This is a genomic window from Corynebacterium sp. KPL2850 (assembly GCF_040225855.1).
Classification (GTDB): domain Bacteria; phylum Actinomycetota; class Actinomycetes; order Mycobacteriales; family Mycobacteriaceae; genus Corynebacterium.
On record NZ_JBEHFV010000015.1, the window covers coordinates 39,566 to 59,792 of the forward strand.

20 protein-coding genes and 3 tRNA genes are annotated in these 20,227 nt (G+C 60.1%); 14 read left to right on the forward strand and 9 right to left on the reverse strand.

Annotation, left to right across the window (positions count from 1 at the left end; translation table 11 throughout):
* Positions 1-11: 11 nt before the first annotated feature.
* Together ABRP93_RS06540 and ABRP93_RS06545 are read right to left on the reverse strand one after the other, a co-directional pair.
* Entirely contained in the window at positions 12-1,241 is a 1,230-nt protein-coding gene (locus tag ABRP93_RS06540) for an asparaginase (protein WP_349887344.1), read from the reverse strand.
* An 89-nt stretch (positions 1,242-1,330) separates the two neighbouring features.
* Positions 1,331-2,341: an acyl-CoA thioesterase gene (locus ABRP93_RS06545; protein WP_284782715.1), complete on the reverse strand. Its 1,011-nt coding sequence runs from the start codon at positions 2,339-2,341 to the stop codon at positions 1,331-1,333.
* Positions 2,342-2,374: 33 nt separating this feature from the next.
* Here ABRP93_RS06545 and ABRP93_RS06550 point away from each other — a divergent pair, with 33 nt between their 5' ends.
* From ABRP93_RS06550 to purM, 3 genes are read left to right on the forward strand one after another with little or no spacing between them, the layout of a single operon-like run.
* Positions 2,375-2,779: a sterol carrier family protein gene (locus ABRP93_RS06550; RefSeq protein ID WP_023023837.1), complete on the forward strand. Its 405-nt coding sequence runs from the start codon at positions 2,375-2,377 to the stop codon at positions 2,777-2,779.
* Positions 2,780-2,789: 10 nt separating this feature from the next.
* Positions 2,790-4,286, forward strand: coding sequence for an amidophosphoribosyltransferase (purF, locus tag ABRP93_RS06555; RefSeq protein WP_349887345.1), 1,497 nt, complete (start codon positions 2,790-2,792; stop codon positions 4,284-4,286).
* A gap of 25 nt (positions 4,287-4,311) precedes the next feature.
* Positions 4,312-5,364 carry a phosphoribosylformylglycinamidine cyclo-ligase gene (gene purM / locus ABRP93_RS06560; protein ID WP_023023832.1) on the forward strand — a complete coding sequence of 351 codons (1,053 nt, stop codon included), beginning with the start codon at positions 4,312-4,314 and terminating at the stop codon, positions 5,362-5,364.
* Between the two features lie 66 nt (positions 5,365-5,430).
* Here the strand turns inward: purM and ABRP93_RS06565 are convergent, their stop codons facing one another.
* A complete protein-coding gene (locus tag ABRP93_RS06565) occupies positions 5,431-5,628 on the reverse strand; it encodes a DUF3073 domain-containing protein (protein WP_023023830.1) in 198 nt (65 codons plus the stop codon).
* A 141-nt stretch (positions 5,629-5,769) separates the two neighbouring features.
* On the reverse strand, positions 5,770-6,834 hold the full coding sequence (gene ygfZ / locus ABRP93_RS06570; RefSeq protein ID WP_349887347.1) for a CAF17-like 4Fe-4S cluster assembly/insertion protein YgfZ: 1,065 nt from the start codon (positions 6,832-6,834) through the stop codon (positions 5,770-5,772).
* A gap of 30 nt (positions 6,835-6,864) precedes the next feature.
* On the opposite strand from ygfZ, the gene ABRP93_RS06575 reads away from it, so the two are divergent.
* Complete coding sequence (locus ABRP93_RS06575) at positions 6,865-7,734, forward strand: aminodeoxychorismate lyase (RefSeq protein ID WP_284772268.1); 870 nt, start codon at positions 6,865-6,867, stop codon at positions 7,732-7,734.
* An 8-nt stretch (positions 7,735-7,742) separates the two neighbouring features.
* Here the strand turns inward: ABRP93_RS06575 and ABRP93_RS06580 are convergent, their stop codons facing one another.
* A complete protein-coding gene (locus ABRP93_RS06580; protein WP_023023824.1) occupies positions 7,743-8,438 on the reverse strand; it encodes a heme-binding beta-barrel domain-containing protein in 696 nt (231 codons plus the stop codon).
* Positions 8,439-8,491: 53 nt separating this feature from the next.
* Between ABRP93_RS06580 and ABRP93_RS06585 the strand changes: the two genes are divergently transcribed.
* Positions 8,492-9,529, forward strand: coding sequence for a diacylglycerol/lipid kinase family protein (locus ABRP93_RS06585; RefSeq protein ID WP_349887348.1), 1,038 nt, complete (start codon positions 8,492-8,494; stop codon positions 9,527-9,529).
* Here ABRP93_RS06585 and ABRP93_RS06590 read toward each other — a convergent pair.
* Positions 9,526-10,350 carry an LmeA family phospholipid-binding protein gene (locus ABRP93_RS06590; RefSeq protein WP_349887349.1) on the reverse strand — a complete coding sequence of 275 codons (825 nt, stop codon included), beginning with the start codon at positions 10,348-10,350 and terminating at the stop codon, positions 9,526-9,528. The genes ABRP93_RS06585 and ABRP93_RS06590 overlap by 4 nt on opposite strands.
* 33 nt (positions 10,351-10,383) lie before the next feature.
* On the opposite strand from ABRP93_RS06590, the gene mshD reads away from it, so the two are divergent.
* The 5 genes from mshD to pstB all read left to right on the forward strand — a co-directional run bounded on the left by mshD (position 10,384) and on the right by pstB (position 15,559).
* Positions 10,384-11,286, forward strand: a complete 903-nt coding sequence (gene mshD / locus ABRP93_RS06595; protein ID WP_284772272.1) for a mycothiol synthase — start codon at positions 10,384-10,386, stop codon at positions 11,284-11,286.
* A 226-nt stretch (positions 11,287-11,512) separates the two neighbouring features.
* Positions 11,513-12,619, forward strand: coding sequence for a phosphate ABC transporter substrate-binding protein PstS (gene pstS / locus ABRP93_RS06600; protein WP_349887351.1), 1,107 nt, complete (start codon positions 11,513-11,515; stop codon positions 12,617-12,619).
* Between the two features lie 135 nt (positions 12,620-12,754).
* Positions 12,755-13,807: a phosphate ABC transporter permease subunit PstC gene (gene pstC, locus ABRP93_RS06605; RefSeq protein ID WP_023023813.1), complete on the forward strand. Its 1,053-nt coding sequence runs from the start codon at positions 12,755-12,757 to the stop codon at positions 13,805-13,807.
* 12 nt (positions 13,808-13,819) lie between these two features.
* Positions 13,820-14,734 (forward strand): phosphate ABC transporter permease PstA, encoded by a 915-nt coding sequence (gene pstA / locus ABRP93_RS06610; protein ID WP_239268321.1) that lies wholly within the window; start codon positions 13,820-13,822, stop codon positions 14,732-14,734.
* Positions 14,735-14,785: 51 nt separating this feature from the next.
* Entirely contained in the window at positions 14,786-15,559 is a 774-nt protein-coding gene (pstB, locus tag ABRP93_RS06615; RefSeq protein WP_005279626.1) for a phosphate ABC transporter ATP-binding protein PstB, read from the forward strand.
* Between the two features lie 81 nt (positions 15,560-15,640).
* Here the strand turns inward: pstB and phoU are convergent, their stop codons facing one another.
* Both phoU and dusB read right to left on the reverse strand, forming a co-directional pair.
* Positions 15,641-16,369, reverse strand: coding sequence for a phosphate signaling complex protein PhoU (gene phoU / locus ABRP93_RS06620; RefSeq protein ID WP_349887353.1), 729 nt, complete (start codon positions 16,367-16,369; stop codon positions 15,641-15,643).
* A gap of 58 nt (positions 16,370-16,427) precedes the next feature.
* Positions 16,428-17,573 (reverse strand): tRNA dihydrouridine synthase DusB, encoded by a 1,146-nt coding sequence (gene dusB / locus ABRP93_RS06625; protein WP_349887355.1) that lies wholly within the window; start codon positions 17,571-17,573, stop codon positions 16,428-16,430.
* A gap of 192 nt (positions 17,574-17,765) precedes the next feature.
* On the opposite strand from dusB, the gene scpC reads away from it, so the two are divergent.
* Positions 17,766-19,268: a succinyl-CoA:acetate CoA-transferase ScpC gene (gene scpC, locus ABRP93_RS06630; protein ID WP_349887356.1), complete on the forward strand. Its 1,503-nt coding sequence runs from the start codon at positions 17,766-17,768 to the stop codon at positions 19,266-19,268.
* Between the two features lie 126 nt (positions 19,269-19,394).
* Positions 19,395-19,467 (forward strand) — tRNA-Lys (locus ABRP93_RS06635).
* Positions 19,468-19,498: 31 nt separating this feature from the next.
* Here ABRP93_RS06635 and ABRP93_RS06640 read toward each other — a convergent pair.
* Positions 19,499-19,831, reverse strand: coding sequence for a metal-sensitive transcriptional regulator (locus ABRP93_RS06640; protein WP_005279633.1), 333 nt, complete (start codon positions 19,829-19,831; stop codon positions 19,499-19,501).
* 82 nt (positions 19,832-19,913) lie between these two features.
* Between ABRP93_RS06640 and ABRP93_RS06645 the strand changes: the two genes are divergently transcribed.
* Positions 19,914-19,989, forward strand: a tRNA-Glu gene (locus ABRP93_RS06645).
* A 35-nt stretch (positions 19,990-20,024) separates the two neighbouring features.
* A tRNA-Asp gene (locus ABRP93_RS06650) sits at positions 20,025-20,098 on the forward strand.
* Positions 20,099-20,227: the final 129 nt, after the last annotated feature.

The window sequence follows — 20,227 nt, forward strand, 5'->3', positions numbered from 1 at the left end:
AGTATACGGCCTCATTTTGCAGTGGGAAAGAGCTTTTGTGCATCCGTTCCCGTGGCAACTGCGGCTGCGAGCAGCATGCGGGCTTGGGGTGCGCGGAGGTTGCCGGAGGGGATGACGCCGGCATCGGCAAGCGTGGCACCGCCACCGGCGCCGCCGTAGATGCCCTCAACGGGCCCGTGATCCACGCGGGTAGTAAGCACGACGGGAACGGACTTGGCGGCTTCCACGGCGGCATTAGCCAGATCGGGGCCGATATTTCCTGAACCCATGCCCTCAATGACGATGGCCTGTGCGCCCTTGGCCAAGGATCGCTCAATGAGATCCGCTGGGGCGCCGGGGTAGGCGGCGATGATGTCCACGCGGACATCGCCAAGCGGAGCGTACTTCAGCGGATCGGGGCGTTCTGGGAATTTCTCCTGGCTGTTGGTAGCAAAGCCATCGGCCTTTTCCGTATCAGATTTGAACGCGCCGCGGGCGGGGATAACCTTGCCGCCAAAGGCGATGAATGCGCCGTGGCCGGCATAGTCCGGGTTGGTGACAGTCTCTACCGCGGTAGCGAGGTTTTCTGGGCCGTCTGGATCATCGTCATCGAACGGGCGCATTGCGCCGGTGAGTACGACGGGTTTATCGCTGTCGTGGAAAGTATCGAGCGCAATGGCGGTTTCTTCCATGGAATCGGTGCCGTGGGTGACGATTACGCCATCGACGTCATCGCGCTCTAGCTGCTCTTGTACGGCGGTGATGATTTTATCGGTATCGGCCAAGGTCATCGCGGAAGAATCCAGGTTGGCAATGTCTTTGACCTCAAGTTCCAACTTGTCTTTGTTGAACTCGGAGTACAGCGGGTCCACCAAGTCAGAGCCCTTGACGGTGGGCACCACCGCGCCCTTGTCATCGTGGGCGCTGGCAATGGTGCCGCCGGTAGAAAGCACCACCACATGCCCCTCGATTTCGGAGCGCTGCTTGGCATGGGAGCCGCTCGGCTTGGCGGAAGTGGTGGAAGAGCTTGTGGCGGAGCTGCTGGCGCTGTTGGAGCTGGTTGCGGAACTAGAACTCGATGCCGTGGAAGATGCTTCTGAGGTCTTTTCCGCGGAAGTAGAAGAAGAGGTAGTCGTCGGCGTAGCCGAAGCCTCATCTTTATCCTCCTGGTTGGCCGGGTTCTGGCAGGAGGCCAGCAGCACTGCGGAGGCAACTAATGCGGCGGAGTACTGCATCCTGCGGCGCAGGCGTGGGTTAGACATCTCAACTCATTTCTCTAGCGTGGTTTCTGTTACCTATTTAATACCACGCTAGGGCAGAAGTACTGCGCAAAAGAAAATGTGCTGAAAATTTAATCCACGTGTTGGTAGTGCGGCGCCACGATGAGTGGCTTCGGGGAATATTCGCCGCGCAGCTCGCGCAAGATATTGGCATGCTCGGCCAAGCGGATGTCTTCTTCCGTCTGTGGGGTAAAGGTGCGCGCGGTCAGCGGCTGCCCGTCGCGGTCCAGGGCAATGTAGGCCACGGTGGCGTGAATGGCGGTCTTGAGGTTATCGCGGCCGCCGCGGGGATCGCCGGCGCGGACGTGGATGGACATCTGCATGGAGCGGCGGTCCGTGCGCATCATGCGGGCATCGACCTCAATGAGATCGCCGATGGAAATGGGCTTATAAAAGCGGATGCCACCGGCATAGACGGCGACGGTGCGCTCGCCGGACCACTCCATGGTGCAGGCGGTGCCAGCCTCATCGATCCACTGCATCGCGGTGCCGCCGTGCACCTTGCCGCCCCAGTTGACGTCGGTGGGCTTGGCCAGGAAGCGGTTGACCATGCGTGGGGCATCGGAAGGCCCATCGTAGGTCTGCTTGTCCATCTCCAGCTCGATGGCCTTGCGCAGCTCGATGCGGGATTTCGCGGCCTCGGCCACGCGCAGGTGCTCATCGGTATCCGGTACGAAGGTGGGAACCGGGGTGGTCTTATCGCTTTCGGGGTCCTTGGCCACGAAGATGACCAGGCAATCGCAGGCGCGGGTAAAAATGCCCTCGCGGGGATCGGCAGAAAGCACCTCGTTGATGATGTGCATGGAAGACCGGCCGGTCATCGCGATGCGCGAGCGCACCTCCACGATGTGCCCGGAGGGAATGGGCCGGGTGAAGTGGATATGGCCCACATAGGCGGTCACGCAGTACTGCCCGGACCACTGTACGGCGCAGGCGTAGGCGGCCTTATCGATCCACTCCAGCACGCGCCCGCCGTTGATGCCGGGGGCGCCGGCCATGGTGACATCGGTTGGCGATGCCATAAAGCGCAGCGTCAGGGTAGGGGACTTTTGGGTTTCCGCAGCAGCGTCAGTAGGTGACATAAACAATAAGATAACAGTAGCTATGCTGTGGCTATGCCTAAACCCGTAGATCCCGCCGCCACGCGCGCGGCAGTCATCGCCATCAAGGATTGGATTCAGGACCCGGACGGGCAACAAAAGCCAGGCAGGGCCCTGCTTGCCGATGCCGTCCGTCGCACCGCCCGCACCCTCGAGGCCGACGCGCCGGGGCACTCAGTGGAGCTGCGCGTACCCCCATTTGTTGCGGTGCAGTGCATTGAAGGCCCTCGTCACACGCGCGGCACCCCACCCAATGTGGTGGAAATGGATGCGGAGACTTGGCTGCGTTTGGCCACCGGTGTTACGGACTGGGACGAGGTCAAAAACACAGGTCGCGTCGATGCTTCCGGGTCGCGTTCAGGGGAGATTGCGCAGTGGCTGCCCATCATTCCGTTAGTTTTCGACGGCCCAACGCGCTAATATAAACGCCGTGGTAGAAGTACATACTCCTAGTATCACTGACCTTGACGATCGTAACGAGGAGGAACCCCGCGAAGAGTGTGGCGTCTTTGGCGTCTGGGCTCCCGGGGAAGAAGTCTCCAAACTTACCTACTTTGGCCTTTTTGCTCTCCAGCACCGCGGTCAAGAAGCCGCCGGAATTGCGGTGGGCGATGATGACCGCATCGTCGTCTTCAAAGACATGGGCCTGGTGGCCAATATTTTCGATGAATCGACACTTTCTGCCTTAACCGGCAATGTCGCGGTGGGCCACACGCGCTATTCCACGGCCGGCGGCAAGGAATGGTCCAATGTGCAGCCGATGTTTTCCACCTCTTCGACCGGCGTGGACATTGCCTTGGGCCACAACGGCAACCTGGTCAATTACCTCGAGCTGCGCGCAGAGGCCGTCGAGCGCGGCCTGATTAAGCCGCACGAAGAATCGGTTTCTGACTCGATGTGTCTGTCCATGCTGCTTGCCGATGGCGTCGATGACACCACCTCCGTCTTCGATTCCGCCCGCGAGCTTCTACCGCGGGTGAAGGGCGCATTCTGCTTGACCTTTACTGATGGCCACACCATGTACGCCGCGCGCGACCCGCAGGGCGTGCGCCCGCTGGTGCTGGGCCGGCTGGCCAAGGGCTGGGTCGTTGCCTCTGAAACCTGCGCGCTGGATATCTGCGGCGCGCAATTTATTCGCGAAATCGAGCCGGGCGAGCTCGTCGCCATCGATGAGGCCGGCATCCGCTCTGAAAACTTCGCGCCTGTCAAGCGCAGCAGCTGCGTTTTCGAGTACGTGTACTTGGCCCGCCCCGATAGCGATATCAAGGGCCGCTCCGTCAACGCCTCCCGCGTGGAGATCGGCCGCCGCCTGGCCCGCGAATACCCGGTTGAGGATGCAGACCTGGTCATCCCCGTACCGGAATCCGGCAACCCGGCCGCGGTGGGCTACGCCCGCGAATCCGGCATCACCTTCGCCCACGGCTTGGTGAAAAACGCGTATGTAGGCCGCACCTTTATTCAGCCCACGCAGACCCTGCGCCAGCTGGGTATCCGGCTAAAGCTCAACCCGTTGCGCGAGGTCATCGACGGCAAAAAGCTCGTCGTGGTGGATGATTCCATCGTGCGAGGCAATACCCAGCACGCGCTTATCCGCATGCTGCGCGAGGCCGGCGCCGCCGAGGTCCACGTGCGGATTGCCTCCCCGCCGGTGAAGTGGCCGTGCTTTTACGGCATCGACTTCGCTTCGCCCGGCGAGCTCATTGCCAACGCCAGTCCGTCCGATGACCCGGAAGAGATTTGCTCCACCATCTGCGAGACCATCGGCGCTGACTCTTTGGGCTTTGTCTCCATCGATGAAATGGTCGCCGCCACCGAGCAGCCTCGCTCTGAGCTGTGCACCGCCTGCTTCTCCGGCGATTACCCCCTTGGCCTTCCCGCCGGAAACCCCAATGCCGATGCCGTGCGCACCCTGCTCGGAACCCAATAAAAACTTCTAAGGAACTTTCAAAAACATGAGTGACAACACCTACGCCGCAGCCGGCGTCAATATCGAAGAAGGCGACCGCGCGGTAAGCCTATTTGCCCCACACGCCAAGCGCGCCACCCGCCCGGAGGTCATGGGCGGCCTCGGCGGCTTTGCGGGGCTATTCAAGCTGGGCGATTACAAGGAACCCATCCTCGCCGCCGGCTCCGATGGCGTGGGCACAAAGCTCGCCGTTGCGCAGGCCATGGATAAGCACGACACCATTGGCATCGATCTGGTGGCGATGTGCGTCGATGACTTAGTCGTCTGCGGCGCCGAGCCGCTATTCCTGCAGGACTACATCGCCGTGGGCAAAGTCGTGCCGGAAAAGGTGGCCGAGGTGGTCAAGGGCATCGCAGAGGGCTGCGTGCAGGCAGGCGCTGCGCTGCTCGGCGGCGAGACCGCGGAACACCCAGGCATGATGGGGGAGAATGAATACGATGTCTCCGCCACCGCCGTCGGCGTGGTTGAGGCCGATGGCGTGTTGGGCCCAGACAACGTGCGCGAGGGCGATGTGCTCATCGCCATGGGCTCGTCCGGGCTGCACTCCAACGGCTACTCGCTCGCGCGCCACGTCCTACTGGAGCAGGCGGGCATGCCGCTAGACGGTTATGTGGAAGAGCTCGGACGTCCGTTAGGCGAAGAGCTTTTGGAACCCACCCGCATCTACGCCAAGGAATGCCTGGCGCTGGCGCAGGAATGCTCCGTATCCACCTTCTGCCACGTCACCGGCGGCGGGCTGGCCGGCAACTTGGAGCGCGTCATCCCAGAGGGCCTGAGCGCTGAGGTCAACCGCTCCACGTGGAATCCGGGCCAGATCTTTAAGCTCATCTCGTCCATGGGCAAGGTCGAGCTGGCGGAGATGGAAAAGACCTTCAACATGGGCGTGGGCATGATTGCCGTGGTCAATCCGGAGGACCGCGACCGCGCCTTGGCCATGCTCACCGCCCGCCACATTGATGCGTGGGAGCTGGGCAGCGTCCGCGAAGCAGACGGCGAAGAACCGCGCGTTATCATGCAGGGTGAACACTCAAACTTCTAGGTACAAGAGGAAGGCCTTAGGTTAAAAACCTAAGGCCTTCTGTGGATTTATCCGGCGAGCGGAAGATTAGCGCTCGTCGTCGTTGTCCTCATCCCATTCGTCGACATACTCGGCGTAGGGATCATCCTCTTCGTAGTCGTGGGAGTCACCCTCCTGCTGAGCAGCGAGTTCCCGCTGAAGGGACTCGATATCCATCTCGGGTGAGTTGTACTTGAGCTGGCGTGCAACTTTGGTCTGCTTTGCCTTAGCGCGTCCGCGTCCCATGTGCATGACCCCCTTGGGCTAGTAGGGCGCTCCAGGGATTCTTGGGCGCCCCATCGGCTTGTCAATTGTGTATCTTCCTGTAAGACACAATAGCGCGTGTGACGAAAAAATTCCGCACCGGCCCCCCGATGAGTGGAAAATCTACCGCCCGCGCAGCCGGTTTACCGCCTCGCGCCCGGCCTTGGGGCCCTCATCTTTGGGGATGGAGGATGCATCAATCGACGCCGCGGTATCGCCGATTTCCAATGTGCCTGCATCCAGCGCAGAACGCTTTACTAGACCCAAGGCGATGGGGCCGAAGTCGCAGTCATCCACGATGGTTCCAATGCGACCTACCTTACGGCCATTGAATGTAATGTCATCGCCCACATTCGGCCTCTCCGGCGCGGATCCGTCCAAGTGGAGGAGCACCAAGAGGCGAGGAGAGCGGCCCAGGTTCTCCACGCGGGCCACGGTTTCCTGGCCGCGGTAGCAGCCCTTATTCAGGTGTACGTGGGCGGGGTTAGCATCGCTGCGGCTAATCCACTGCGGAACCTCGTGCGGGATGGATTTCTTATCCAAATCTGCGGCGAGCTCCGGCTCGCGGGCGCGCACGCGCTCGGCGGTAAAGGCCATGAGCCCGGCAAGCCGCGCGCCCTCTGCCTCTAGGGCGGCCATGGATTCCACCAACTGTTCGCGCGGAATGCCCAGGTCAATGCGCCTGATTCCCGGCCACTGCACCTCGCGGGAAAAGACTACGGTGGGTGGGGTGGGAATATCGGGTTCACCCAGCAATGTCACGATCGCGATATCTGCTTCTTCGACCGTGACCTCAGACCAAAAGACCATCTTGGTTAAAAAGTCTTGGGCAGACTCGAGCTGCGCGGCGGGCAGGTCGAGGTAGAAGTCCTCGCCCGCGCGGGTGATATCCATGTGGTGCAAAATGTGGCCTTGGATATCCAGGTCGAGGGCACCGGCGGAGAAGCCGGAGGGGGCATCGTCAAGCTTCTGCGAGAGCAGGTTATTAAGAAACCCCGGCGCATCAGCACCGCTGACGCGCAGCACGCGGCGCTGCGAGCGGTCGATGGCTATGGTCTCGGTCTCGGCCGCACGCTGTTCCCCGAGGGGATTGCCATAGTGCCAGGCCACACCTTGGGCATCGAGTACAGTCGCGTCCTGGTGCTCGGCGGCACCGGCGCGTTGAAGAAGTGGCGAAGAATAACTCACATCTACCGATGGTAGGGCATAATCGAATCTATGAAACCCTCCCCGCGAAAAGAGCCGGTCATCTACGTCGTGGAACCTTTTGGTGGGTCGGTGCGCAAGCATTCGCCCTCCCTGCCGCTGGTCTATGCTGATGATGCCGCCGTGACCCGCGGCGATGGCATCTTTGAATCGCTTTTGGTTCGCGACGGTAAGGCGGCCAACCTTGCCCGCCACGCGCAGCGCTTCCGCGATTCGGCGCGGGCGCTCGACTTACCGGAGCCGCCGATGGATAAGTGGGAAGAGGCGACCCGGCTGGCGATTGCGGATTATTGCGGCGCCGATGCCGAGCTTCCCGATGCCAAATGCACCTGGACCTATACCCGCGGCCGGGCTTCGACCGGCGTGCCCACAGCGTGGGTGACGGTGCAGCCGCTTGGCGATGCCCCGCTTCGCCAACGCACCACCGGCGTCACCGTCATGACGAGCCCGCGCCTGTGGCACGTGGCCGAAGAGCTACCGGCCAAGACGCTCAACTACGCCGCGACGATGGCGATGCTGCGCATGGCCAAGGACAAGGGGTACGATGATCTCATCCTGACGGATCCGGATACCGGCGAAATCTTAGAGGGCGCTACCTCTACCGTGGTGGCGGTGCGGGGAAAGAAGCTGCGCACTGCCGCCGGCCGCGGCATTTTGCCCGGCACCACGCAGGCAGCGCTCTTTGATTACGCCCAGGATCGCGGCTATCGCTGCAAGGCCAAGCCGCTGACGGTGGAGTACTTAGAAAAATCCGACTCGGTGTGGTTGGTCTCTTCCGTGCGCGTAGCGGTGCGGGTGACCAAGCTGAATGAAAAAACGTTAAAAGCCCCGGATAACGAGGAAGAAATCCGGGGGCTTATTGATGCCGCGCTAGGGGCCTAGCCAGCTGCTTAGCCTGCGATGCGGGTGAGCTCGGCGGACATATAGGGGCGCATCTCGCCATCGACCATGCGCTCGTCTACCCAGCCCAGGTTGTTATTGGGCATGAGTCCGTACATGCGCTTGCCGGGGCCCAGGTTCTTCGGGCCGGTCTCGGTGACCATGGTGGAGGCGGATTCGAGCTGCCAAGCGCGCTCGTTGAAGGGCTCGCCGTAGAAGATTTCCACGATGCCGGTTGAAGAGGTGTAGGTGACCTCGATTTCATCCTTGGCGGAGATGCGCCAGAAACCGGTCTCGCGGGTAGACGGGCCCTGCGGCTTGCCCTCGGTATCGATCTTCCAGGTGCGCGAGCTAAAGGTCAGGTAATTCTCGCCGTCGTGGGCGACGACCAGCTGCTGACCAAAGGTGTATTCGCTGCCATCGGTGTCGTGGGCTTGGCCCTCGCCCTGCCAGACGCCGACGAGGGGGAGGAGTCCTAGCAATCCATCGTGCAGCGACGGGCCCTGGCGCAGGTTGGCGGTATCGGCGGGAACGGGGGCATCGCCAAGCTCGATGGCGGGGATATTGTGGCTGGCCGCATCCTTCCACTGCTCGGCGGCCTGATTGACCGCATCATTGCCATTGAGCGCGCCGGAGGTGTTTTCCGGGTGGGACGCAGCGGCGGTCTCGACGTTCGGGGTATTGGTATTCTCGTTATTTTCGCTCATGGGCGTCCAGCCTAGTCGTGCCGGGGGTGCTTTAACTACTAGACTGGTCCGTTGTGCATGCGCTGATGATTTCCAATCCCAATTCGACCTCGCAATCCAACGGGCTCTTTCGCCAGATCGTGCCCGCCCTGCGGGCCGTAGAAGGCATGCACCTATTGGTGAAATTCACCCATTACCCAGGGCATGCAGAAGACATCGTTCGGGGGATAACCAGGGATGATTATGATGTCATCATTGCCGTGGGCGGCGATGGCACCGTCAATGAGATTGTCAATGGCCTGCTGGGCCCAGCCAGTGAAGATATCCCCAGCCCGCACGAGGTGCCGGCGCTCGCCGTCATCCCCACCGGATCCGCGAATGTCTTCGTCCGTGCCCTCGGCTTTCCCAATACGCCGGTCGAGGCCACCCACGTTTTGGCCCGCATGCTAGAGCGCGATCTGCGCCGCACCATTTACCTGGGCACCTGGAACGAACGCTGGTTTGCCGTCAACGCCGGTTTTGGCATGGATGCGGACGTCCTCGCGCGCGTGGACCGCGCCCGTGAACAAGGCTTTTCCGCCACCCCGTTGCGCTACCTCAACGTGGCCATTCGGGCTTGGTTGCGGGCTCGCCGCAACCCGCCACAGATCACGGTGCACGCGGAATCCCGCTTGGGGCAGACGCTTCATAAGAAGGATTTCCCACTCTTGTTTACGTCTAATACCAACCCCTGGACTTTCTTGGGCCCCTTGCCGGTGGTGACCAACCCGCGCAATTCCTTTGATGAGGGGCTGGCGCTTTTCGGCCTGGAAAAGCTCAGTGGCGTGCGTGGGGTCATCGGCCTGCTGCACCTCTTTGGTGCCGATAAGCACGGCTGGCTCAAGCGGCTGGTGAAGGAGAAGACCCTAGGCTTTGATGATGCCAAGCGCGTCGAACTCGATTGCCATTCCCCGCAGCGCTTCCAGGCCGATGGCGAATCCGAGGGGACCTTCCGCCACGTGACGCTGACCTCTGTGGCCGATGCCATCGAGGTCTACGCGCCGCAAGACAGGCGGCAGGTGGCCCAGCGCTCCGTGCAGGAAGTGCTGCGGGACTTTATTCGCCTTCGTTAGGATTCGTCCTCATCTGGGGCAGGACCTACCTTATTGGCGGTATCGGCCGCCTTCTTTTCGGCCTCTTCAACGGCCCGTTGCTCCGAACCCTCGATTTCCAGCGGGGATAGCTGAGCCATCTGGACCTTGATATTGCGGCGCTGGACCTCAAAGTAAAGGGTTCCGCCCTGCAGCCTTACCATCGTGGCCTGCGCCGGCAGCGGGAGCTCGCGCGTATCGAAGTTGAGGGAAAACGCCTCCTTGAGGCGCGGATCATCGGTGCCGTAGACCTCCATGCGAAACTCCGGGCCCACTAGCCGCAGCGTGACCATCGCGGTGGACTTTTCCTTATCGCCGGGCAGGGTGCCGGTAAGCTCTGCCTCGGCAGAAACGCCGCCGGAGGGCGAAATATCATCCGGGTTGGCAATGGAGAGATCGGTAATGCCCAGAAGGCGCCCTAACGCCACGCCGTCCAGGGAAATGCCGCGCGAATATGTGGATACGGGCGCGCCTTCAATATCGCCGTTTACTACCTGCTCAGGGGTAACGGTGATATCGCGCAGCACGGTCGAGGCATTGACCATGCCCAGCTTGGGAACCTCCACGTCGAGCGCCTTGACCTGCAAGTAGGGGATTTCTTTAGAGCCTGCCGCCAACAGGTACGGGGTGCCGCCGATATACACCTGGGGGGAGTTTTCCAGCCGCGAGTTCTCCTTTACCTCCTGGGCAATCTTGTGCTCAGAATGCATGGCCACGCAGGCATCGGCCACCCATGCGGCAAAGACCACGCCCACCACGATGAGGACGTGGACAATGCGCCGGTCGACTTTGACTACACTCACGCCTTCAAATTTAGCCTACGTATTATGGACACCATGAATATCACCGAAGAAAACCTCCCCGCCTCCCCAGAGCTGGCGGGCAGCCTGGAAGAACTGGCAGCGCACGCGGAAAAGGCCGATGGTATCGCCCCGCTTTCGGAGCAATTCCTCAACGGCCTGCGCGATGAGCGCCTGCACCATAAGCACTTGGTTGCCTGGCTGGACGGCGAACCCATTGGCGTATCGAGTCGCGAGGATTCCACCGCGGAACTTTTTATTGCCCCAGACTATCGCGGCACGGGCTATGGCACCGCGCTTTACGATGCCACCGCTAACGCCACCACCAATCTCGAGACCTGGGCACATGGCAATGGCAAACCGGCTCAAGCCTTGGCTGAATCCCGCGACTTGAATGTCACCCGCACCCTTGTGGTCATGGGCATCGATGGCAGCGATCTAGATAGCGCGGCGCACGTAGGCGAGCTGCCGCTGCAGGCCGCTAATTACAGCGAGGCGGTGGACAAGTGGGGCAAGGACACCGTGGAAAGCGAGTGGCTGCGCGTTAATAACGAGGCCTTTTCTTGGCACCCAGAGCAAGGCGGCTGGGATTTAGAGCGCCTGCACCGCGGCATGGAGGCCGAGTGGTTTGATCCCCGGGATGTCTTGTTCTTCTGGGACGAGAAAGAGCAGGGGCACCCGACCCTGGCCGGTTTCCACTGGACCAAGTGGCACGAGGAGGAAGATCCCGGTTTTGGCGAGGTCTACGTGGTGGGCCTTGCGGAGGCGTACCGCGGCCAAAAATTAGGCGGACCATTGCTGCAGATTGGCCTGCGCCGCATGGTAGAAAAGGGAGCTCAGCGGGTTATTTTGTACGTGGAAGCGGACAATGAACCGGCACTGAAGGCCTACAAGCGCCTAGGCTTTTCCGTTGATGAAGAGCATGTCGTCTGGGGCTAGTGTGATTAAGGTTATGTCAACTTTCTAGCTTGTTCATTAATTGTTTACCTCACGGCACCCTGCTGGTTAATTCCTCCGGTTAGCTTTACTGATTGTGAGAAAGCCGCACCTGCGCACCTGCACCCCGCTTCCGAAGAGCGGACGTGGGATGTAAGTTCCCCTTTTTTATGGGGATGCGGTTTCCTCGGACAATCAATCTCTGATCTGCACCGGAAAGGGTTTTCCCGTGATTCGCAACTTCAAGCGCTCTGCCGCTATCTTCGGCCTCGTGGTCGCTACCTCTACCGCTCTCGTAGCTTGTTCTGAGGACACCTCCTCTGACTCCTCGGGTTCCTCCGACGGCAGCGGCGTCTCTGGCGAGCTTGTTGGTGAGGGCGCATCCTCCCAGCAGAACGCCATGTCCTACTTCGGCACCGCCTTCGCAGAGGACAACCCAGACGCAAACCTGTCCTACACTGCTTCCGGTTCCGGCAAGGGTGTTGAGGCTTTCATCAACGGCCAGGCAGACTTCGCTGGTTCTGACTCCCCGTTGAAGGAAGACGACGGCCAGATTGAGGCTGCCAAGGAGCGTTGCGATGGCAACGACGCATGGCACCTGCCTTCCACCATTGGCCCGGTTGCTATTGCTTATAACCTGGGTGACCAGGAGATCAACCTCTCCACCGATACCCTTGCCAAGATCTTCAAGGGCGAGATCAAGAAGTGGAATGACGAGGCCATCGCCGCTGACAACGAGGGCGCAGACCTGCCGGACACCGACATCCACGTCATCTTCCGTTCTGACGAGTCCGGTACCTCCGATAACTTCCAGAAGTTCCTGAGCGCCTCCACCGGTAACTGGGACGGCGAAGGCAAGCAGTTCCCAGACGCTGTGGGTGAGGGTGCAAACGGTTCCTCCGGCGTTGCTGACCAGGTAGCAAACATTGAGGGTGCTATCACCTACGTTGAGGCCGGCTTCGCTGACCAGAAGGAAGCTGACGGCGTCAAGAAGGCCAAGATCGACTTTGGCAACGGCCCGGTTGAGCTGAATGACGACACCGTCAACAAGGCACTGGAGAACCTGGAGTTCAAGGACACCGCTTCTGAGAACGACATGGTCGTTGACTCCAAGGCTCTCTTCGCTTCCGATGTTGAGGGTGCATACCCGCTCATCCTGACCACCTACAATATCGTCTGCTCCGCTGGCTACGATGACGAGACCGCTGAACTGGTCAAGACCTTCTTCAACGACGTTCTGGATCACCAGGATGACCAGTTGGCAGAGCAGGGCTTCATCCCAGTTAAGGGTGACCACCTTGACCGCCTGAAGAGCGCTGTTGACGCACTGCAGTAACGCATAAACCCCGCTTTACCTCGCGAAATAACATTCCGCCCGCCCCCACTGCCGCCCTCGAGACGCGCTTTGGGGGCGCAGGCATGTACATCGCATGTCCCTTTGTTTCACTTCAAATAAGGATTAGTACGTCTCATGGCAGACAATAATCTCACCCAGGCATCGACCTCGGAGGCCCTTCCCGTCTCTGGCGCCGAACAGCCTCATACCCGTGGCGATAATGAGACTGACTTGGCTACCTCCAGCTCCGGTAGCTCCGTCAAGCGCCCCGGTGACCGCATTTTCGAATTCCTCTCCACGGCCTCTGCCACGCTGATTACCGTGATGATCGCGGCGATTGCCGCCTTCCTCATCTGGCGTGCCGTCCCCGCGCTCAGCGTGAACGAGAATGGCCTACTGGGCTTTTTCACCCACGGTGAACGCTGGGAGACCACCGATACTTCTGCGATGAAGTTCGGTATCCCGACCATGTTCGGCACCACCGTCCTCATCTCGGTATTCGCGCTGATTCTGGCCATGCCAGTCGCGCTTGCGATTGCCATCTTCTTGTCCAACTACGCCCCGGCCCGCTTGGTTAAGCCACTGGGTTTCTTGGTGGACATGCTGGCCGCAGTGCCGTCCATCGTCTACGGCCTGTGGGGTTGGCAGGTCCTTGGCCCAGCCCTGTCCAGTTTCTACACCTGGATGGAGTCCTGGGCCGGTGGGTTCTTCCTGTTTACTCATTACGATAATTCGCCCGCCTTTGCTACCGGCCGCAACCTCTTCACCGGTGGCATCGTGCTCGCCGTGATGATTTTGCCGATTATCGCCGCCACCGCCCGCGAGGTCTTCGTGCAAACGCCTCCGGGCCAGATCGAGTCCGCCTTGGCACTGGGCGCTACGCGCTGGGAAGTCATCCGCATGACCGTCCTGCCCTTCGGCATGTCCGGCTACGTCGCCGGCTCCATGCTGGGCTTGGGCCGCGCTCTGGGTGAGACCATGGCGCTGTACATGGTGGTCTCGCCCCTGGTGGACTTCCGCTTCTCGCTTTTCGATGGCGGTACCACTTTCGCCACGGCCATCGCCCTCGCGGCCGCCGAGTTCGGTAACGAGACGCGCGCCGGTGCCTATATCGCCGCCGGTTTGATGCTGTTCTTGCTGACGTTTGTCGTCAACGCCATTGCCCGCGCCATCGTGAAGAGCAAGTAAGGAAGGACAACAATGACTACTACGACAAATAACAAGCCCGCCTCCGCTGGTGGGGCAACCTTCCTGGAAATCTCCGGTTCCCGCAAGGCGGCCAATAGCATTGCCACCGTCGTTGTATGGGGCGCTATGGCTTTGGCGATGGTCCCTCTGATCTGGGTGCTGTGGGAGCTCATTGCTCGCGGTAGCGGCGTGATTTTCTCCGCTGACTGGTGGACGCTGTCCCAGCGCGGCGTGATGAATAGCGCCGAAGGCGGCGGTGCCGCCCACGCCATCGTCGGTACCTTCGTGCAAACCGCCCTGGCTTCCATCCTCTCCATCCCGATCGGTATCTTCACCGCCATCTACTTGGTGGAATACTCCAAGGGTGGCTGGCTCGGCCGCATCACCACCTTCATGGTGGACATCCTGTCCGGCGTGCCCTCCATCGTGGCCGCGCTGTTCATCTTCGCCATGTGGATCACGCTCTTCGGCTTTGGACGTTCCGGCTTTGCCGTCGCCCTGTCCTTGGTCCTATTGATGATCCCCATCGTGGTGCGCAATACCGAAGAGATGCTGCGCGTGGTTCCCATGGACCTGCGCGAAGCCTCCTATGCCCTCGGCGTGCCCAAGTGGAAGACCATCGCACGCATCGTGCTGCCGACAGCCCTGTCCGGCATCGTGACCGGCATCATGCTGGCGATTGCCCGTGTGATGGGTGAATCCTCCCCCGTGCTGGTCTTGGTTGGTTCCTCCTCGGTCATCAACTGGGACGCGTTTAAGGGCTCGCAGTCTTCGCTGCCGCTGATGATGCTTGATATGTACAAGGCCGGCGCGCAGCCTGCCGTGCTGGATAAGCTGTGGGGCGCAGCGCTGACGCTGGTTATCCTCATCGCCATCCTCAATATTGCGGCGCGAGTAATTTCCGCGAAGTTCTCGGTCAAGAAATAGCCGCACACGATTCCGCTACTTATACACCCCTTTAGAGGAGAAACCTCCACAATGTCTAAGCTCGAGCTCAATGACGTCGATATTTTCTACGGCGATTTTCACGCCGTACAGAACGTAAATATGCAGATCCCGGCACAGGCCGTGACCGCCTTCATCGGCCCGTCCGGCTGCGGTAAGTCCACCGTGCTGCGCACCTTGAACCGCATGCACGAGGTCATCCCTGGTGCATCCGTCAAGGGCGAGATCCTGCTCGATGGCACCAATATCTACGGGCCCAAGGTCGACCCAGTTTCCGTGCGCAATACCATCGGCATGGTATTCCAGAAGGCTAACCCATTTCCCACCATGTCCATCGAGGACAACGTGGTTGCTGGCCTGAAGCTGTCTGGTGAAAAGAATAAGAAGAAGCTCAAGGAAGTAGCCGAACAGTCCCTGCGCGGCGCTAACCTCTGGGACGAGGTCAAGGACCGCCTGGATAAGCCGGGCGGCGGCCTCTCCGGTGGTCAGCAGCAGCGTCTGTGCATCGCCCGCGCGATTGCCGTGGAGCCAGAAGTCCTGCTGATGGACGAGCCCTGCTCCGCACTGGACCCGATTTCCACCTTGGCCGTGGAGGACCTTATCCACGAGCTGAAGGAAAACTTCACCATCGTCATCGTGACCCACAACATGCAGCAGGCCGCCCGCGTGTCCGATAAGACCGGCTTCTTCTCCCTAGAAGCTACCGGTAAGCCGGGCCACCTGGTGGAGTTCGATGAAACCACCCGCATCTTTGAGAACCCTTCCCAGAAGGAGACCGAGGATTACATCTCTGGCCGCTTCGGCTAAAAGTAGACTCTGATTGTCCGAAAAGGGCGGTACCTCCAGCGCAGGGAGGTACCGCCCTTCTGGCAGTTTTATTAGCGTTTATTAGCGGCGGAATTGGCGCTCTAATTCGCTCATGCGGGCCTCGAACTCGGCATCCTTTTGGTCCTCTTGGAGCTTCTTTTCAAACTCTTCCGGCAATAGGCCGGTGGCAAAGTAAATGATGCGTCCAGCCACGGAGACGCAGTGATCCGCGTAGCGCTCGTAGTAGCGGGTAATCTGCGCCGTCTCTACGGCCTCGCGCACCGTTCCGCCCCATTCGCGCTGCGTGAGAATGCGCAGCAGGTGGTGGTTAATATCGTCCACCGCATCATCATCGGAACGCAAGTTAACGGATAGCTCGGCATCTGGGGTGACCAAAATATCGTGTACCACCGAGCCCATTTCCTGGGTTAAGCGGAACATCTCTTCCATGAACCCGAGGTATTCAGCGGGTACCACGGCCTCTGGGTGGCGGCGGCGCGCGGCATCGGCAATGTGCTGGGCCAGCTGGCCCATGCGGAAGAGGTCTTCGACAATGTAGATGGAAGAGACCACTTGGCGCAGGTCCTGGGCCATGGGGTTTTCCAGCGCCAAAAGCTTTACCGCGCGTTCTGAACAGCGTGAGCGGATGTCATCGAGTTCCTCGGTGAGGCTGAGTGCATCCTCCGCGGGTTCTAGGGCGCGGTCAAGCAGCGCCTGGGAGGCCTTATCCATGATGGTGCGGACGGTATCGCACATGACGATGAGGTCGTGCGAGAAGTTGTCCAGATGCTCACGGTAGGCAGTACGCATGCAGAAAATGATAGCTCACAAACCGCGCGAATGCTTGCTGAGTCACACCTGCGCGATTTTAGCCGCCGGAGTTATAAATATCGGCGCCGACCGGAACGAATTCATCCTCGGGGTCATCGAGCCAGCCATCGGGAAGCGCGACCTTGGAGGGCGAGCCCTGGCGCCCGCGCGCACCATCGGCATCGGCAGCCAAAGCGTCAGAATCCGCCCAGGGAGCCAGCAATTCGCGCAAGCTGTCTAAGGAATCCACCTTGGCCAAGCCGGCACGCACCTGCCCGCCGACGGGGAAGCCGCGCAGGTACCAGCCAATGTGCTTGCGGATGTCCCGGGATGCGTGATCTTCACCCTCGTGCTGCGCGAGCAGCTCCGCGTGGCGCAGGATAACCTGGGTGACCTCGCCCAAGGTGGGCTCCGCGGGGATGGATTCGCCGCGCAGGGCAGCGCCCAGCTCCGCGAAAAGCCACGGCCGGCCCAGGCAGCCGCGGCCCACCTGCACGCCATCACAGCCGGTGGCCTCCATCATGCGGCGGGCGTCATCGGCGCGGAAAATATCGCCATTGCCCAGCACCGGAACGCCGGTGTCCGCGAGGTGCTCCTTGAGCCGGGCGATCTCATCCCACCTAGCATTGCCGGAATAACGTTGCGCGGCCGTGCGCCCGTGCAAGGTAACGGCGGCGGCGCCGGAATCCACGGCAATGCGCCCGGCGTCGAGGTGCGTATGGTGCTCGTCATCAATGCCCACGCGCATCTTCACCGTGACGGGGATATTCGTGCCCTCGGTGGCCTTGACGGCGGCGGAGACGATATTGCCAAAGAGACGGCGCTTATAAGGCAGGGCAGAACCGCCGCCACGTCTGGTTACCTTGGGGACGGGGCAGCCAAAGTTCATGTCGATGTGGTCAGCCAAATTCTCATCCACGATGATCTTGGCTGCTTTATAGGTGTATTCCGGATCCACCGTATAAATCTGCAGGGAACGCGGATCTTCCTCCGGGGCAAAGGTGGTCATGTGCATGGTTTTCTCGTTGCGCTCCACTAGGGCGCGCGCGGTGACCATCTCGCAGACATACAAGCCCGACACCGTTCCGGTGCGGGCCAGCTCCTGTTCCCGGCACAACGTGCGGAAGGCGACGTTGGTTACCCCCGCCATGGGGGCGAGGATGACGGGGGAGGAGAGGTCATAGTTTCCAATGCGCAAATTCACGCCCTAATTGTGCTCGTTAACCGCAGAATTTAGCAACTGAAACGAAGGTGGCGGTCACTGAGGAATCCCATTATTGGGGTGAAAGTCACAAAAGGATGGTGGCGAAAACGTTAATTTTCGCTACTGTGGTCTGTGTAACTAAATTGGGTTGGCCGTAACAGCGGTCTACTCGTATATGAAGGAGGATGACAGTTGTCCGATAGAATCGCATACGCCCCGTTTGAGAAGCTCGTAGTTTCTGCAGAGGAGGCTGCGAAGTACGTCAACAATGGTGACCGCGTAGGAATCTCCGGCTTCACCGGTGCAGGTTACCCCAAGGGCCTGCCTACCGCCATTGCAGATAAGGCGAAGGCACTGCACGAAAAGGGCGAAGAGTTCAAGATTGACCTCTTCTCCGGTGCTTCTACCGCCCCTGACTGCGACGGAGTTTTGGCAGAGGCAGAGGCTATTAACTTCCGCTCCCCATACAACTCTGACCCGCTGCTGCGTAAGCAGTTCAACGACGGCACCGCGCTCTACCAGGATATTCACCTGTCCCACCTGGGCCAGCAGGTAGAAGAGGGCTTCTACGGTGACTTCCAGGTAGCCATCATCGAGGCCGTACGCATTACTGAGGAAGGCAATATTGTGCCGTCCTCCGCAGTGGGCAATAACCTCGAGTTTGTCGAGGCTGCAGACAAGATCATCATTGAGATCAACGAGTGGCAGTCCGAGAACCTCGAGGGCATGCACGACATCTACCGCATCGACAAGCTACCTAACCGCCAGCCCATCCCGATTAACAAGCCTGGCGACCGCATCGGTACCACCTACATGGAGATCCCGGAGGAGAAGGTCGTTGCAGTTGTCAAGACCAACTCGGCAGACCGCAACGCTCCATTCCGCGAGCCGGACGAGACCTCTGAGAAGATCGCCGCTAACTTCATTGAGTTCTTGGAGGGCGAGGTTGCTGCAGGCCGCCTCGAGTACGACAAGTTCATCATGCAGTCCGGTGTGGGTAACGTACCGAACGCCGTGATGGCAGGCCTTTTGGACTCCAAGTTCGAAAACATCCAGGCATACACCGAGGTTATCCAGGACGGCATGCTGGACCTTATCGATGCCGGCAAGATGACCGTGGCTTCTGCAACCTCCTTCGCGCTGTCGCCAGAGTACGCAGAAAAGATGAACGCGGAGGCGGACCGCTACCGCAACCACATCATCCTGCGCCCGCAGCAGATTTCCAACCACCCTGAGGTCATCCGCCGCGTCGGCCTGATTTCTTCCAACGGCATGATCGAGGGAGATATCTACGGCAACATCAACTCCACCAACGTGTCCGGGTCCCGCATCATGAACGGCACCGGTGGCTCTGGTGATTTCACCCGTAACGCGTACATCTCCACCTTCGTTTCCCCGTCCATCGCGAAGGATGGTGCCATCTCCGCTCTGGTTCCGTTCGTGTCCCACACGGACCACACCGAGCACGACACCATGGTCATCATCACCGAATACGGTGTGGCTGACCTGCGTGGCTTGGCTCCAAAGCAGCGCGTAGAGAAGATCATCGCCGTGGCTCACCCAGACTACCGTCCGCTGTTGGAGGAGTACTACGAGCGTGCGAAGGAAAACAAGTTCCAGCACACCCCGCACGACTTGAAGACTGCCTTCGATTTCCAGGTTAACTTCATGGAAAAGGGTGACATGCGCGGTTAATCTCCACCGCCATGGCAAAGGAGGGCCTCCCGGCTGGGAAGCCCTCCTTCTGCTTCGTTTGGATACTCTCAGGCGAGGGGTTAATTAGGAGATCTAAAAGTCAACACGCTAATATAGACCGACGTTGGGCCTTTAGCTCAGTTGGTAGAGCTACGGACTTTTAATCCGGAGGTCGTGGGTTCGATCCCCACAGGGCCCACATCAGGAGCCGCCTTCGGGCGGCTCCTTTTCTAGTTTTTCACGAGCTTCTTAATGGCGTGCATAGCCTCCGCTAGCTTCTCCTTAGCCACCTCGCCGTCCTCGGCCGCCGCACCGGCCACACAGTGCTCTATGTGGTCCTCTAAGAGCGCGAGAGAGACGTTCTCTAGCGCGGATGTCACCGCCGAGATTTGGGTGATGATATCGATGCAGTATTGGTCCTCATCGACCATGCGATGAATCCCGCGCGCCTGGCCTTCGATGCGCTTCAGGCGCGCCAGATAACGCGCTTTGCTCTTACTATCGGCGTTGTATCCGTGTACATCTGGTTCGTGGCACGAACAGGTTTTCTGCTGCTCAGACATGGTTAAAACTCCTTCTGGGGGAGCGATTTTGTTTCTTGGTGATGTCTCCAGTATATTTCTAGAAGTCGCCAAGAAGCGACTGGCCCCCATCGTCTAGCGGCCTAGGACACTGCCCTTTCACGGCAGCGGCACGGGTTCGAATCCCGTTGGGGGTACCAACACCATTGTGTTGGTACGAAATGATTTCTCATTTGGCCTTGTGGCGCAGTTGGTTAGCGCGCCGCCCTGTCACGGCGGAGGTCGCGGGTTCAAGTCCCGTCAAGGTCGCATTCTGAACAGTACACGCTTCGGCGGGTACTGTTCTTTTTTGGTTTTGCAGGCGGGTTAAACGACAAAACGTGTTGTTTTTCGGCGTGTCGAGTTAAACGACATTTTGTGTTGGTGGGGGTAGGGGTT

What these genes read in the sequence shown, in the direction of transcription:
- ABRP93_RS06540 (WP_349887344.1), bottom strand. Translation starts at nt 1,241, where the DNA reads ATGTCTAACCCACGCCTGCGCCGCAGGATGCAGTACTCCGCCGCATTA.
- ABRP93_RS06545 (WP_284782715.1), bottom strand. Translation starts at nt 2,341, where the DNA reads ATGTCACCTACTGACGCTGCTGCGGAAACCCAAAAGTCCCCTACCCTG.
- ABRP93_RS06550 (WP_023023837.1), top strand. Translation starts at nt 2,375, where the DNA reads ATGCCTAAACCCGTAGATCCCGCCGCCACGCGCGCGGCAGTCATCGCC.
- purM (WP_023023832.1), top strand. Translation starts at nt 4,312, where the DNA reads ATGAGTGACAACACCTACGCCGCAGCCGGCGTCAATATCGAAGAAGGC.
- ABRP93_RS06565 (WP_023023830.1), bottom strand. Translation starts at nt 5,628, where the DNA reads ATGGGACGCGGACGCGCTAAGGCAAAGCAGACCAAAGTTGCACGCCAG.
- ABRP93_RS06575 (WP_284772268.1), top strand. Translation starts at nt 6,865, where the DNA reads ATGAAACCCTCCCCGCGAAAAGAGCCGGTCATCTACGTCGTGGAACCT.
- ABRP93_RS06580 (WP_023023824.1), bottom strand. Translation starts at nt 8,438, where the DNA reads ATGAGCGAAAATAACGAGAATACCAATACCCCGAACGTCGAGACCGCC.
- mshD (WP_284772272.1), top strand. Translation starts at nt 10,384, where the DNA reads ATGAATATCACCGAAGAAAACCTCCCCGCCTCCCCAGAGCTGGCGGGC.
- pstC (WP_023023813.1), top strand. Translation starts at nt 12,755, where the DNA reads ATGGCAGACAATAATCTCACCCAGGCATCGACCTCGGAGGCCCTTCCC.
- pstA (WP_239268321.1), top strand. Translation starts at nt 13,820, where the DNA reads ATGACTACTACGACAAATAACAAGCCCGCCTCCGCTGGTGGGGCAACC.
- pstB (WP_005279626.1), top strand. Translation starts at nt 14,786, where the DNA reads ATGTCTAAGCTCGAGCTCAATGACGTCGATATTTTCTACGGCGATTTT.
- phoU (WP_349887353.1), bottom strand. Translation starts at nt 16,369, where the DNA reads ATGCGTACTGCCTACCGTGAGCATCTGGACAACTTCTCGCACGACCTC.
- ABRP93_RS06640 (WP_005279633.1), bottom strand. Translation starts at nt 19,831, where the DNA reads ATGTCTGAGCAGCAGAAAACCTGTTCGTGCCACGAACCAGATGTACAC.